Here is a 12,777-nt window from a genome sequence, read left to right as displayed (position 1 = left end):
TTGAAAGGGGAAACTTCCTACTACAAAATTTTAGGTGTAAATGAAAATGCATCAAATCATGAATTAAGAAAAGCATTTTGTAAACTTTCCATTGAGCTGCATCCAGATACAACTTCATTAGAAATAGAAGTTGCTAAAAGTAAATTCCAAGAAGTTTTAGAAGCTTATGAAAATTTAAATAATAGTAATTTGAGGAAAATGTATGATGACAAACTAAGGGAAAAATCTAGAAGTAAAAATAATTCTAACGTATTAGATAATTTAATAATCGATCCTAATAATAAAAATTTAATAGGGAATAGAAGACCTTTTTCAAATGGAGAATTGTTTTCGTTATTTCTTTTAATTATCATCATTTCTATTAGCTTGATTTTTTCAATTTTTATTGCGTCTTTTTCTGGAAAAGAATTAGATACAATACCTATTTGGTTAGTAAAATAATACTTTAAAAAAGTTTGTGAATCTCTCTAAAAAACCCATTAACCAAAATTCACTACAATCATTGGAATTGTGGCTAACTGATTTAGGTGCTGTGAAGGATATTAATAATCCATCTAAATGGTACCTGTTACTTCCTAATTGGAATGCCACTATTATTTTTGAGCAAGAAGATTTAAGTGTGATTTGGGAAAGTGAAGGACAAGAAACTAAAAGACTATTTTCATACTGCATAAATAGGGAAGATGTGGAAAATGCAATACTTCAGGGACCTTAAATTTCTATCTAAAAATTGTCTAAGATTTGCCTTATTATCCAGTAACTTTTTTCTAATTGATCGTCGGTTATACAGAGAGGCGGCAAGAGGTAAATAACATTCCCGAGGGGCCTAATAAATAAACCTTGCTCCATTGCAAGACTCTTTATTTCTTTCCCAATATTATTGAAATAACCTTTTTTCTTCCCAATATCTAAATCGAAGGCAGCAATTGTGCCGGATACCCTTATCTTTTTTATGTAAGGTAAGTTTTTAAATTTAATTAAATGAGATAAATGTTTTTCTTCAAATGAAAGGTATTTGTGTGGTTCTTTTTCTAATAAATCAAGGCTAGCGTTTGCTGCAGCACAACCTAAAGGATTAGCAGTAAAACTATGTCCATGCCAAAAAGTTTTTCTTGGGGAATCATCAATAAAGGCTTGAAAAATTTTTTCTTTACATAAAGTTATTCCCATCGGTAAAAATCCACCAGTTAAGCCTTTTGAAATACTTATTAAATCAGGAATGATTTTTGCCTTTTGAAACGCAAAAAGGCTCCCGCATCTTCCAAACCCAGTCAATACTTCATCTGCAATTAACAAAGAATTATTATTTTTTACAATTTTTGAAACTTTTTTTATAAAATGAGGCCTAACCATATTCATTCCTCCTGCTCCTTGAACAAGTGGCTCTAGGATTACTGCAACTGTGGGAGTTTTAAGTAGAGTTTCTAATACTTGTATCGCTTCATTTTCTTTTTTCTCTACTCTTTCATCGTTCATCCAAGTTGAGGGCCATGGGACTCTCCTAACTGGGAACATAAGATTATCGAAATTCTCATTAAAAATATTTCTTTCACCTAAAGCCATTGCTCCAAATGTATCACCATGATAGGCACCATCAAAAGCTACTATTTGAGTTCTTGTCTCTCCAGCATTTTGCCATGATTGGAAGGCAATTTTTAAAGCGACTTCCACTGCAGTAGAACCGTTATCAGAAAAGAATAATCTTTCAAGTTTTGTTAATTCACTCAGTCTTTCTGCCAATTTTTTTGCCTGCGGATGTAAGAAATCAGCAAATATAACTTGCTCAAGTTTTTTTGATTGATTGAAAATGGCATTCGCGATATATTCGTTACTATGACCATGAAGAGTTACCCACCAACTACTAATGGCATCTATTAACTCTTTTTTAGGGTCTTTAGTAAATAGGAGGGCATCTTTACCGTGAGTTACTTCTATTTGCGGTTTGCTGTTATTGATCTGTGTAAAAGGTGGCCAAATATTTGGGTGCCAATCTTGATTCGGAGTTTTTGAATCCAAAGATTTCATTTAACTTATTTTTGAGTTTAAAAGTGAGATCAACTTATTTTTGATATCTAGTTCTTTCCATAGTATATCTAAATTATTTGAGTCCATTTTTTTAATGTAAGGAAATTCAGTAATTAACGGAATACCACTGAAATCAACAAGAGTCTTTGGATTATCTAAGTGTTTTTCGCCATTGACTACTAAACCTAAAATCTCAATATTTCTTCGTTTTAAGGCCTCAATACTAAGCAGGGTATGGTTAAGAGTGCCAAGTGAGCTCTTACATACAAGTATTACCGGAAGATTCCATTTTTTTATTTGATCTATTTGTAAAAAATTGCGTGTTATTGGAACCATTAATCCACCCGCAGTTTCTACAATTAATGAGCCTTTTACTTTTGGCAATCTCAACATGTCAAAGTTAATAGTTTTTTGATCTATTTCAGCAGCCCAATGAGGAGAAAGAGGTTTTGTAAAGACATATGCTTCTTTAATGATTTTCTCTTTACTTATTTTTGCAAGCTTTTCAACAATTTGACTATCAGTTTGCGATTCAATACCACTTTGAATAGGCTTCCAATAAAAGGAATTTAATCCTTTAGCGAAAAAAGAGCTTATTAAAGTTTTACCAATATCAGTATCTGTTCCACAAATTATAAATTTGAAAATACTATCCTGACTTCTCATAATTTCTTTATGATTTGAATCTCAATTTGCCATGAAAGGTTCACTGTATTATTGTAATTCTTTGGCCAAAACTTTTGAATTTCCTTTAACTCTTTCACTGTTTTGCGTTTACAATTTGTTGATTGTGCTCCTACATTTTTAATGCTTCTAAAAAGCTTATATACATCTTCAAAATTTTCAAGATAATTAAACAGTTCTGAATAATGTATTTCAGTAGATTTGAAATCTTTTAATAATTCTTTAGAGCAAAGGAAATTAAGACCACTATATTCAATATCATTTTTTTTACAAGTATCTTTCCATTCAGGAAAACAATCTTTTGTTGGATATGAAATGATTAAAAAACCTCCAGGTGTTAATTTGCTAAACCAATTTTTTATTATCTTTTCTGGGTTGTTTAACCAATGTATGCAAAAGTTAGATGTTAATAGAGAACAGTTATTTATTTCAGGAGGTAAGTCATTATTCAAATCCCATAAAATTTTTTTACTAGATAATTTATTCTCAAGAAGCATTTTCTTGCTGAAATCAATTCTGGATACTTTTTGGGAAGAAAATTTTTTTTCTATTTCATCTGCTAATAGCCCTGGTCCTGATCCTAGATCTATCCATTCACCTTTTTTTTGGGGATTTAATTCTTTGATAAATTGAACAATCTTTTTTGAAAAAAATTTCTGAATATTTGAATACTCTAGATACTGATATGCAGCATCATTAAAATTATTTTTTATTTTCTCATTCCACTTTTTACTATCCATTTCAATCATTAAGTTTATTCAGTAAGATCTCGTATAAATTTAAATTATTCAAGCAATGACCTTGTTGAGATAATTTAATTAAAATTGGTTTCCTATCAAGTGTTTTATTTAAGGAATCTAAAAAGTTATGATTTGATTCGTTGTCAAGAATCAAATCATTTTCTGATTTTATAAAAATAATTTTGCAATCTTTTCTTAAAAATACTGGAAAATCTCTATTGATGTAAAGTTGTTTTAAATCATTTAAAATAAGAGTTTTATTTAAACTCTCTAGACTTTTATAAAACATATTTTTAAAACTATTATTCATATGATTTGGCATAAATGATCTATATATAAATTCTTTCAACATATCCTTAGTTTCATCTTGTATGATTTTTGTTTCCATTCTTTTTAGAGACCTCAAAATAAAGTTTCTCTTATTACTTAAAGGAAGAAAATTATTAAAAGAATTTATAAGAACAATATGAGTTGCTTCTTTTAAAATTTTTTTTTGCATTAAATGAAAACCAAATGAATGACATAAAGTCATTCTGATTTCTTTTTTAGATTTGCTTTTAATCCATTCTGCTTGATAATTATTTGACGAAAAATAGCCCCTTTCATTATCTTGCCAATGCCAATTATTATTTAAAAAATCAACTTTATAATCATCCCAGAAATATTTATTTAGTCCCCACCCATGTTGAGTAATAATTTGTTTCATTTAAACTCTTTTAATACTTCAATGAAATTCTTTAGCAGATTAAAATCTAAGTTTCTTCGTATTGTTATTCTGATTCTTGATTGCCCCAATGGAACAGTCGGAGGTCTTATCGAAATTGCTAAAAACCCATTTTCTTCGAGATATTTTTGTAGATAAATTGCCTTTTCTTCTTGGCCAACAATAATTGATAAAATGTGAGAATCTCCCTGAACTGGAAAATTAATATTTTTAACAATTTCATCTTTCCATACATTCGCAGAGGATAACAAATCATTACCCCATTCTTTATTTTTTAAAATTTTTTTTAAACCTTCTAGTGCCCCAGCAGCTAAAGATGGCGCAAGTGCGGTTGTATACCTAAATGCACCACTTGTTTGGATAAGATATTCTCCAATTTCTGAATTGGAAGCTATGAAAGCTCCACCGCTTCCAAATGCTTTTCCAAAAGTCCCAGTAATCATAGTTATATCTGAACGAAAATTAAAACTTAAACCCCTGCCTTCATGGCCCAAGATCCCAATTGCATGAGCTTCGTCAACTAATAATTGAACACTATTTTTTTTGCAAATTTCCGTTATTTCTCTGAGCGGAGCAATTGATCCCTCCATGCTATAAAGAGATTCAACAACAACTAAAATGGAATTTTTTGTGGGGTTAGATTTAATAATTTTATCTTCTAAATCTTTTAAATTATTGTGTGAGAATCGAACCAGTTTTGCTTGAGCAGCTTTCACTCCAACCAATAAAGAGTTATGGATCAATTTATCTGCTATTACGATACTATTTCTGTTTGCCAAAGCCTGGATAGCGGCTATATTTGCTTGAAATCCGCTTGGGAAAAGTAATACTTTCTCTTGATCAAGCCATTTGGCAAGTTCTGTCTCTAATAATTTATGTATTGGTCTTGAACCTGTAATAAACCTAGAGCTTCCTGAACCAATACCTTCTAACAAGCTTATTTCGTAAGCAGCTTTTATTAAATCCTTGTCCCTACTTAATCCAAAATAATCATTACTGCATAAGTCTATAAGTTTTTTATTTTGCGAATTTAAACTTAGAAGTTCGAATGATTTTTTACCTAAAGAAAATGTTTTTAATTTACGGATTCTATTTTTTGGAATTTTTACTTTTTTCATTTTGGCAAAATAAAATATAGTGGATTTAATTAAAAAGATTTAGATTTACTATTAAAGTTTGCAAGGTATTTTTTGTTTATTAATATCTATATAGATCATATATTAAGAAGTTAACTCATCCTCTCTTCAATCACAATTATTGCTTAATTTAGAGGAATATTTCCCCTTTCCGCTAGATGATTTCCAATTAGAAGCAATACGAGCTATTAATAGCGGAAATTCTGTTGTTTTAACCGCACCAACAGGTTCGGGTAAAACATTGATAGGTGAATTTGCTATATATAGAGGCTTATCTCATGACAGCAGAGTTTTTTATACAACACCTTTAAAAGCCCTATCAAACCAAAAGTTTAGAGATTTTGCTAATCAATATGGTGAGAATAAAGTTGGTCTTTTAACTGGAGATGTAAGTATAAATAGAGAAGCACCAATCTTAGTCATGACTACTGAGATTTTTAGGAACATGCTTTATGGCGAATTTGATGAATTTGATGACCCCTTAGAAAATTTAGAATCTTTGATTCTTGATGAATGTCATTATATGAATGACCCCCAAAGAGGCACAGTTTGGGAAGAAACTATAATCCATTGCCCTACTAGAACTCAAATAATAGCTTTATCAGCAACAATAGCCAATGCAGATCAACTACAAAATTGGATAGAAAAAGTTCATGGGCCCACAGTACTAATTAATAGTGATAAGAGACCAGTCCCACTTGATTTTATTTTTTGTAGTGTTAAAGGGCTCCATCCACTTTTAAATAATAAGGGTAATGGAATTCATCCAAACTGTAAGATCTGGAGAGCTCCTAAAGGGCAGAAAATAAGAGGAAAAGTGGGCAGGATAATGCAACCAAAGTCTCCCTCAATTGGCTTTGTGATCTCGAAACTAGCTGAAAGAAATATGCTGCCAGCTATTTATTTTATGTTTAGTAGAAGAGGATGTGACAAGGCTATTGAGAATATAAAAGATTTAACTTTAGTAAGTTATTCAGAAGCAAGTATTATATCCCAAAAATTAGATGTTTATCTTAAAAATAATCAGGAAGCAATTCAAGATAAATCTCAATGTGAGGCATTAAAACGCGGTATTGCATCCCATCATGCTGGATTATTGCCTGCATGGAAAGAATTAGTTGAGGAATTATTTCAGCAAGGTTTAATAAAAGTTGTTTTTGCAACTGAAACTCTTGCTGCAGGAATAAATATGCCGGCAAGAACAACTGTTATTTCTTCTCTATCAAAAAGGACAGAAGATGGTCATAGATTATTATTTAGCAGTGAATTTTTGCAAATGTCAGGAAGAGCTGGAAGAAGAGGAAAAGATACCCAGGGATTTGTTGTTACATTACAAACAAGATTCGAAGGTGCCAAAGAAGCAAGTGCACTGGCGATTAGCAAACCAAATTCTTTAGAAAGTCAATTCACTCCTAGCTATGGAATGGTACTTAATCTTTTACAAAGTTATACTTTAGAGAAGTCTAAAGAATTAATTAAAAGAAGTTTTGGTAGTTTTTTATATTTAGGTCAATCATCAGGTGAGAATATAATTATTGAAAATTTAGATAAGGATTTAATTGAATTAAAAAAAATTACATCTAACGTTTCATGGAAAGATTTTGATGCATACGAAAAGTTAAAAAATCGTCTTAAAGAAGAGAGAAGACTCTTGAAAATTTTAGAAAAACAAGCAGCAGAAAAATTATCAGAAGAGATAACTAATGCACTCCCATATATTAAAGATGGAAGCTTAATTTCAATCAAGGCTCCTCAAATTAAAAGAAAAATTGTTCCAGGATTAATTTGTAAGAAAATATATGAATCCCAAAAAATTAAGAGTTTATTGTGTTTGACAATTGATAATTTATTTATTCTTATAAAACCCTCATATATAGTAAGTATTTTTAATGATTTGGATGTAATTGATGTCTTAGGACTTGAAGTACCAAAGATGTATTTATCTGGAGAAGTATTTAGGGGAGATGATATATCGCAGTGTTATGCGGATCGAATTTTAGAAGTTTCTAAAAAAAATGATTTACAAACTCCACAATATGATTTGACAACGGAAGTTTTGGCACAACAGCAACAAATCAATAATTTAGAAGAAACAGTTACTGATCATCCCGCACATAGATTTGGAGACTCCAAGAAATTAAAGAAATATAGAAAAAGAATTATTGATGTTGAAAAAGAAATAAATATTAGAAAAAAACTACTTGAGGATAAAGAAAATCATAACTGGAGAACTTTTACCGATTTGATTAAAATTCTGAATCATTTTGGTTGTTTAAATGATTTGGAATTGACAGAAGTTGGACAAACAGTTGGTGCAATAAGAAATGAAAATGAATTATGGATTGGCCTTGTTTTAGTAAGTGGTTATTTAGACGATTTAGATCCTCCTGAATTAGCTGCAATTATTCAAGCTATATGTGTTGATGTGAGGAGGCCTAATCTTTGGTGTAATTTCAAGCCTCCTTTAAAGGTAATAGATGTTTTTAATGAATTAGATAGTTTAAGAAAATTAGTCTCTTTTCAACAAAATAAGTTTCATATTGCAATCCCAATCTATTTAGAAACAGAGTTGACTGGAATTATTTCTGAATGGGCAAGAGGGAAAAAATGGAAAGATTTGGTTTTTAATACTTCATTAGATGAAGGTGATGTAGTGCGGATTATTAGAAGATCAATTGATGTGCTTTCTCAAGTGCAATACTGTATTGGTGTTAGTGATAAATTAAAAAGCAAAGCAAAGCTAGCATTAAAAGCTATAAATCGTTTTCCTGTGTCTGAATCTAATGATCTTATAAAAGTCTCTGAAGATATTAATCCTGCAACAAAAAGAATTGACAATAGCTCTTAAATTTTTTTAATCAAATCATTGAATTGATATTCATTGCTTCATCAAATTCATCTTCGTTTAAATAACCTAATTTAAGTGTTGCCTCTTTTAAATTTAATGATTCTTTGAAGGCAAGGTTTGCAATTTCAGCTGCTTTTTCATAACCAACTTTTGGCACTATGGCTGTAACCAACATTAGTGAATTTTTTAAATTTAACTTCATTTGCTTTTGATTAGGTTCCATCCCCTCAACTAATTTTATTCTGAAATTTTCTATTACATTTTTAAGTAATTTTAAACTTGTGAGAATATTAAATCCAATAAGAGGCTTATATTCATTCATCTGTAAAGTGCCACTAGAATTTGCCATTGAAACTGCATATTCAAGACCCATTATGTGAGTGCAAACCATTGATAAGGCTTCGCATTGAGTTGGATTCACTTTACCCGGCATGATAGAACTTCCAGGTTCATTTTGAGGAATAATTAGTTCATATATTCCTGATCTTGGACCAGAAGATAGAATTTTTATATCATTTGAAATTTTAAATAATGCACCTGCTAATATTTTTATCTGACTCATTACTTGAGCTAGACGATCATGCGAGGCCATAATAGAAAAATTATTTTTTGATTTATAAAACATTAGATTAGTATCATCGGAAATTGATTTTATAGATTCTTCACAAAATCCTTTTGGACAATTAATCCCTGTACCAACTGCAGTTCCTCCCAGAGGTAAGAAATACAATTCATTAAGACTCATAATAATTGCATTCTCAGCATCTTTAAGTTGCTCTGACCATCCTGATATTTCTTGCCCAAAAGTAATGGGAACTGCATCTTGAAAATGGGTTCTTCCTATCTTTATAAGGTCTTTCCATTCTTCACTTTTTTTATCAAGGATCTTAGTAAGTTCTCTGATCGTTGGAACTAAATTTTTGATTATTTCATTAACAACAGATATTTGAATAGCAGCAGGAAAAGTGTCATTAGTTGACTGAGATTTATTGACATCATCATTTGGATGAATTGGTTTATGACTGCCAAGTTCTGAATTAGTTTTTAAAGCTGCAATATTTGAAATTACCTCATTAACATTCATATTTGTTTGAGTACCACTACCTGTTTGCCAAACCTTTAAGGGAAACTGTGAATCGTGAAGCCCATCAAGTATTTCCGTACATGCCTCTACAATTAAATCTTTTTTCCTTTTATCTATTAAACCTAAATTGAAATTCGCAATTGAAGCAGCTTTTTTTATGAGGGTGAGTGAATAAATTAACTCAATTGGAATTAATTCTTCTCCAATAGAAAAATTTATTATCGATCTTTGTGTTTGAGCACCCCACAAAGCTTCCATGGGAACCTCTATTGTTCCCATACTATCTTTTTCAATCCTAAAGTTTTTTGTCATTATTCCTCTGAAAACACTGGTTTAACTTAGATAAGGTTTTCAGTAATCCTAGATACCTAACTTCTCCCATATTACACTTAAATTATTGAGATGAATTGAAGGATTAAAACATTCTTCTAAGTCACTGTGATCAATAAAATCCATTATTTCATTATCTCTCTCTATATTTTGTTTGAAATTCCCATTCTGAGTATTCCAGGCCTGATGCGCATTTTTTTGTACTAAACTATAAGCTTTTTCTCTAGACAAGCCCTTATCTACAAGCAAAAGTAAAACTTTCTGACTGAAGATTACGCCGCCATATATATTTAAATTTTTGAGCATATTTTTTGGATAAACTTCCAAATTGCTTACTATATCTTTCATTTCCCTGAGCATAAAATGCAAGCAGATTGATACGTCAGGTAACATGATACGTTCATTTGAACTATGGCTTATATCTCTTTCGTGCCAAAGTGGAACATTTTCCAGTGCTGTTAAGACGTAACTCCTCAAAATTCTTGCTAAACCGCTTACTCTTTCACTTCGAATAGGATTTCTTTTATGAGGCATGGCAGAACTTCCTTTTTGCCCTTTTGTAAAGCCCTCCTCAACTTCTAAAACATCAGTTCTTTGTAAATTTCTTATTTCAGTTGCAAATCTATCTAAAGAAGCGCCAACTAGTGCAATAGTTTGCACATATTCTGCATGTCTGTCTCTCGAGATAACCTGCGTACTTGCTGTATCTGGTTTTAACCCTAGTAAATCACAAGTTATTAGTTCTACTTTGGGATTCGTATTAGCGTAAGTTCCCATTGCACCACTTATTTGTCCAATTGCTACAGATTCTTTTAGAGTTAACAATCTTTTTTTGTTCCTTATTATTTCTGCTAACCATCCAGCAAGTTTAAAACCGAAGGAAATTGGCTCCCCATGAATGGCATGTGATCTGCCAATCATTAATGTATTTTTATGCTTCCTTGCTAATAATCTGACTTCATTTTCTAATTTCTCAATTTCTTTTAATAACAATTCGCAAGAGTCTTTTAACTGAAGAGATAAGCCAGTATCAAGTACATCACTACTGGTCATACCAACATGTATGTATCTTCCAGAATCTCCTACAAATTCATTAACGCTTGTGAGAAATGCTATGACATCATGTTTAACTTCTTTCTCAATTTCTGTAATTCTAGATTCATCAAACTTTGCATTTGAACGTATATCTTTCATGGCATTCTCAGGAATTTTCCCGAGGGAAAAATTTGCTTCACATGCAGCTATTTCAACCTTAAGCCATCTCTGGAATTTTGCGCTTTCAGTCCAGATTTCCCCCATTTCGGGTAATGTGTAACGCTCGATCACAATTTTTATTTATTATCAATTTAAACTTTATAACAAAATCGAATTATTGCCCTATACCTTAAAGATGTACTTGATATTGAACATATTTGCCTGATTATTATTTTCTTATGTAACATTTTTCTGGCTAATAAAGAAAGCTTAAATATAAAAATGTTTGCATTTATTCCTTTCATTAATAATGGGTAATTTTTTAGTTCTAATTTAAAATTGGAAGGTATTAAAGAATTTGGATCTTAATCTTGTAGAAGTTCATTATTCAGTCTTTTTTTATTGATTAATAGATGATTAAAAAAAGTAGATTAGACCTTTATCTTCTAAATAAAGGTTTATGTGAAACTCGTCAAAAAGCCCAAGGTTTAATTCTTGCGGGCAAGGTTAGAGATATCAATGGAAAAGTATTGGATAAACCTGGACAACAAGTATTAATTGGATCTGAATTTTTTATTGATTCTGCACCTATGTTTGTATCAAGGGGCGGTGAAAAATTATTAGAGGCATTTAAAAAACTTGAAATTAAAGTAAAAGACAAAATATGTATTGACGCAGGAATCTCTACTGGTGGATTTACTGATTGCTTATTGCAACAAGGAGCAAAGTTAGTTTATGGGATAGATGTTGGTTATGGACAAACTGCATGGAAGATTAGAAATAACCCAAAAGTCATACTTTTTGAACGAACTAATATTCGAAATTTAAAACCTAATGATCTTTTATCTAGAAGTAATGAATTACCAAATTTTGTGGTTGCTGATTTGTCTTTTATTTCATTGAAGTTAGTTTTTAAATCAATTGGTAATTTATTAGAAGGTGATTGTATTGAGGGAATATTTTTAATTAAACCTCAATTTGAGGTGGGTAAAGAAAAAGTCAGTAAAGGTGGTGTTGTTCGTAATCCTAAATTCCATACTGAGGCTATAGAGTCTGTTATTTATACTGCTAAGAATTTCCAATGGAATATAAAGAATTTGATAGCTTCTCCGCTAGTTGGTCCTGCTGGAAATCATGAATATCTAGCTTGGATGACCTTAGGAAATCAATCAAATAAAAGGATTAATAGTGAATATATACAAAATCTAGTAAAAGAAACTCTTTGAATTAAAGAGCTTCTTCATCTTTGTCACCAGTTCTAATTCTCACAACAGAATCAATCGAAGTGATGAATATTTTTCCGTCACCGATCTCTCCAGTTTTTGCTGCTTCAGCAATCGCATCTATGACTGAATTAACCTTTTCATTCTCTACGACAACTTCTACTTTGAGTTTTTGAAGGAATTCAACAGTAAATTCGGAACCTCTATATCTTTCAACTTGTCCTTTTTGCCTTCCAAAACCTCTGACTTCACTAACTGTCATTCCCACAATACCAAAGTTTACTAATGCAATTTTTACATCCTCTAGCTTAAATGGACGTATGATTGCTTCAATTTTCTTCATGATTAAAGATTGAATATTCCTATTTTAATTGTTTTTTGGGAAAACATCCAACATTGAAATATCAGAAAAACATTTGATATTAAGGCCTGCATTCGTGGCGTCTTCAATTAACAATTGGGCATTTTCTTCAGAAATTATTACTGTACTGTTTGACAACGCTTCCCACTGATCATTCTCAAAGTGTGTTTGAAGCCATAACATCCCAATTGCACTTTTTGGTTGAAGGGATTTATTTAAGTTTTTATCGATAGTTATCAAACAAATGTCCATTAATTATTCATTGAATTAAACACATATAACCCTTTTAACCGACCTTATGAATGTTATTGATGATACAAAAGTAAGATTTAACAGCTTTTGACTTATTCAATTGTAATACTTAAGCTTGTTGAGGTTTTTGCAGATTTTGATCTTTTTATATAGGTTTAGTAAATAAGTTCTACGAA

At 30.9% G+C, this 12,777-nt stretch carries 13 protein-coding genes; 4 read left to right on the top strand and 9 right to left on the bottom strand.

Going from position 1 to position 12,777, the window contains the following annotated elements; genetic code table 11:
• On the top strand, positions 1–441 hold the full coding sequence (locus tag HA149_RS08215) for a J domain-containing protein (protein WP_209114744.1): 441 nt from the start codon (positions 1–3) through the stop codon (positions 439–441).
• A gap of 16 nt (positions 442–457) precedes the next feature.
• Complete coding sequence (locus tag HA149_RS08210; RefSeq protein ID WP_209114742.1) at positions 458–715, top strand: DUF3143 domain-containing protein; 258 nt, start codon at positions 458–460, stop codon at positions 713–715.
• 8 nt (positions 716–723) lie between these two features.
• On the opposite strand, the gene bioA is transcribed toward HA149_RS08210, so the two are convergent.
• Genes bioA through HA149_RS08185 form a run of 5 tightly spaced genes read right to left on the bottom strand, consistent with a single transcriptional unit; the run spans position 724 to position 5,291 of the window.
• Positions 724–2,025, bottom strand: coding sequence for an adenosylmethionine--8-amino-7-oxononanoate transaminase (bioA, locus tag HA149_RS08205; protein ID WP_209114740.1), 1,302 nt, complete (start codon positions 2,023–2,025; stop codon positions 724–726).
• The gene (bioD, locus tag HA149_RS08200) at positions 2,026–2,691 is read right to left on the bottom strand and encodes a dethiobiotin synthase (RefSeq protein WP_209114738.1); all 666 of its coding nucleotides are present in this window, start codon (positions 2,689–2,691) and stop codon (positions 2,026–2,028) included.
• Positions 2,688–3,458 (bottom strand): methyltransferase domain-containing protein, encoded by a 771-nt coding sequence (locus HA149_RS08195; protein ID WP_209114736.1) that lies wholly within the window; start codon positions 3,456–3,458, stop codon positions 2,688–2,690. Before HA149_RS08195 ends, bioD begins: the two co-directional genes overlap by 4 nt.
• Positions 3,451–4,155 carry a hypothetical protein gene (locus HA149_RS08190; protein WP_209114734.1) on the bottom strand — a complete coding sequence of 235 codons (705 nt, stop codon included), beginning with the start codon at positions 4,153–4,155 and terminating at the stop codon, positions 3,451–3,453. The genes HA149_RS08195 and HA149_RS08190 overlap by 8 nt, the downstream gene beginning before the upstream one ends.
• A complete protein-coding gene (locus HA149_RS08185; protein ID WP_209114732.1) occupies positions 4,152–5,291 on the bottom strand; it encodes an aminotransferase class I/II-fold pyridoxal phosphate-dependent enzyme in 1,140 nt (379 codons plus the stop codon). The genes HA149_RS08190 and HA149_RS08185 overlap by 4 nt, the downstream gene beginning before the upstream one ends.
• Before the next feature lie 139 nt (positions 5,292–5,430).
• Here HA149_RS08185 and HA149_RS08180 point away from each other — a divergent pair, with 139 nt between their 5' ends.
• On the top strand, positions 5,431–8,157 hold the full coding sequence (locus HA149_RS08180) for a DEAD/DEAH box helicase (protein WP_209114730.1): 2,727 nt from the start codon (positions 5,431–5,433) through the stop codon (positions 8,155–8,157).
• Between the two features lie 10 nt (positions 8,158–8,167).
• On the opposite strand, the gene HA149_RS08175 is transcribed toward HA149_RS08180, so the two are convergent.
• Positions 8,168–9,553 (bottom strand): class II fumarate hydratase, encoded by a 1,386-nt coding sequence (locus tag HA149_RS08175; RefSeq protein ID WP_209114728.1) that lies wholly within the window; start codon positions 9,551–9,553, stop codon positions 8,168–8,170.
• Positions 9,554–9,601: 48 nt separating this feature from the next.
• Positions 9,602–10,897 (bottom strand): adenylosuccinate lyase, encoded by a 1,296-nt coding sequence (gene purB, locus HA149_RS08170; protein ID WP_209114726.1) that lies wholly within the window; start codon positions 10,895–10,897, stop codon positions 9,602–9,604.
• Between the two features lie 281 nt (positions 10,898–11,178).
• Between purB and HA149_RS08165 the strand changes: the two genes are divergently transcribed.
• Positions 11,179–11,991 carry a TlyA family RNA methyltransferase gene (locus HA149_RS08165; protein ID WP_209114724.1) on the top strand — a complete coding sequence of 271 codons (813 nt, stop codon included), beginning with the start codon at positions 11,179–11,181 and terminating at the stop codon, positions 11,989–11,991.
• A 1-nt stretch (position 11,992) separates the two neighbouring features.
• Here the strand turns inward: HA149_RS08165 and HA149_RS08160 are convergent, their stop codons facing one another.
• Both HA149_RS08160 and HA149_RS08155 read right to left on the bottom strand, forming a co-directional pair.
• A complete protein-coding gene (locus HA149_RS08160; protein WP_209114722.1) occupies positions 11,993–12,331 on the bottom strand; it encodes a P-II family nitrogen regulator in 339 nt (112 codons plus the stop codon).
• Between the two features lie 24 nt (positions 12,332–12,355).
• Entirely contained in the window at positions 12,356–12,601 is a 246-nt protein-coding gene (locus tag HA149_RS08155; protein ID WP_209114720.1) for a hypothetical protein, read from the bottom strand.
• Positions 12,602–12,777 lie beyond the last annotated feature (176 nt).

Origin of the sequence: Prochlorococcus marinus XMU1406, from assembly GCF_017696055.1 — a bacterium.
In the GTDB taxonomy this organism is placed as follows: Bacteria; Cyanobacteriota; Cyanobacteriia; order PCC-6307; family Cyanobiaceae; genus Prochlorococcus_A; species Prochlorococcus_A marinus_W.
Note: the sequence above shows the minus strand (reverse complement) of the source record. Positions and strands in the feature narration are given on the sequence as shown.

What these genes read in the sequence shown, in the direction of transcription:
- bioA (WP_209114740.1), bottom strand. Translation starts at nt 2,025, where the DNA reads ATGAAATCTTTGGATTCAAAAACTCCGAATCAAGATTGGCACCCAAAT.
- bioD (WP_209114738.1), bottom strand. Translation starts at nt 2,691, where the DNA reads ATGAGAAGTCAGGATAGTATTTTCAAATTTATAATTTGTGGAACAGAT.
- HA149_RS08195 (WP_209114736.1), bottom strand. Translation starts at nt 3,458, where the DNA reads ATGATTGAAATGGATAGTAAAAAGTGGAATGAGAAAATAAAAAATAAT.
- HA149_RS08190 (WP_209114734.1), bottom strand. Translation starts at nt 4,155, where the DNA reads ATGAAACAAATTATTACTCAACATGGGTGGGGACTAAATAAATATTTC.
- HA149_RS08185 (WP_209114732.1), bottom strand. Translation starts at nt 5,291, where the DNA reads ATGAAAAAAGTAAAAATTCCAAAAAATAGAATCCGTAAATTAAAAACA.
- HA149_RS08175 (WP_209114728.1), bottom strand. Translation starts at nt 9,553, where the DNA reads ATGACAAAAAACTTTAGGATTGAAAAAGATAGTATGGGAACAATAGAG.
- HA149_RS08165 (WP_209114724.1), top strand. Translation starts at nt 11,179, where the DNA reads ATGATTAAAAAAAGTAGATTAGACCTTTATCTTCTAAATAAAGGTTTA.
- HA149_RS08160 (WP_209114722.1), bottom strand. Translation starts at nt 12,331, where the DNA reads ATGAAGAAAATTGAAGCAATCATACGTCCATTTAAGCTAGAGGATGTA.
- HA149_RS08155 (WP_209114720.1), bottom strand. Translation starts at nt 12,601, where the DNA reads ATGGACATTTGTTTGATAACTATCGATAAAAACTTAAATAAATCCCTT.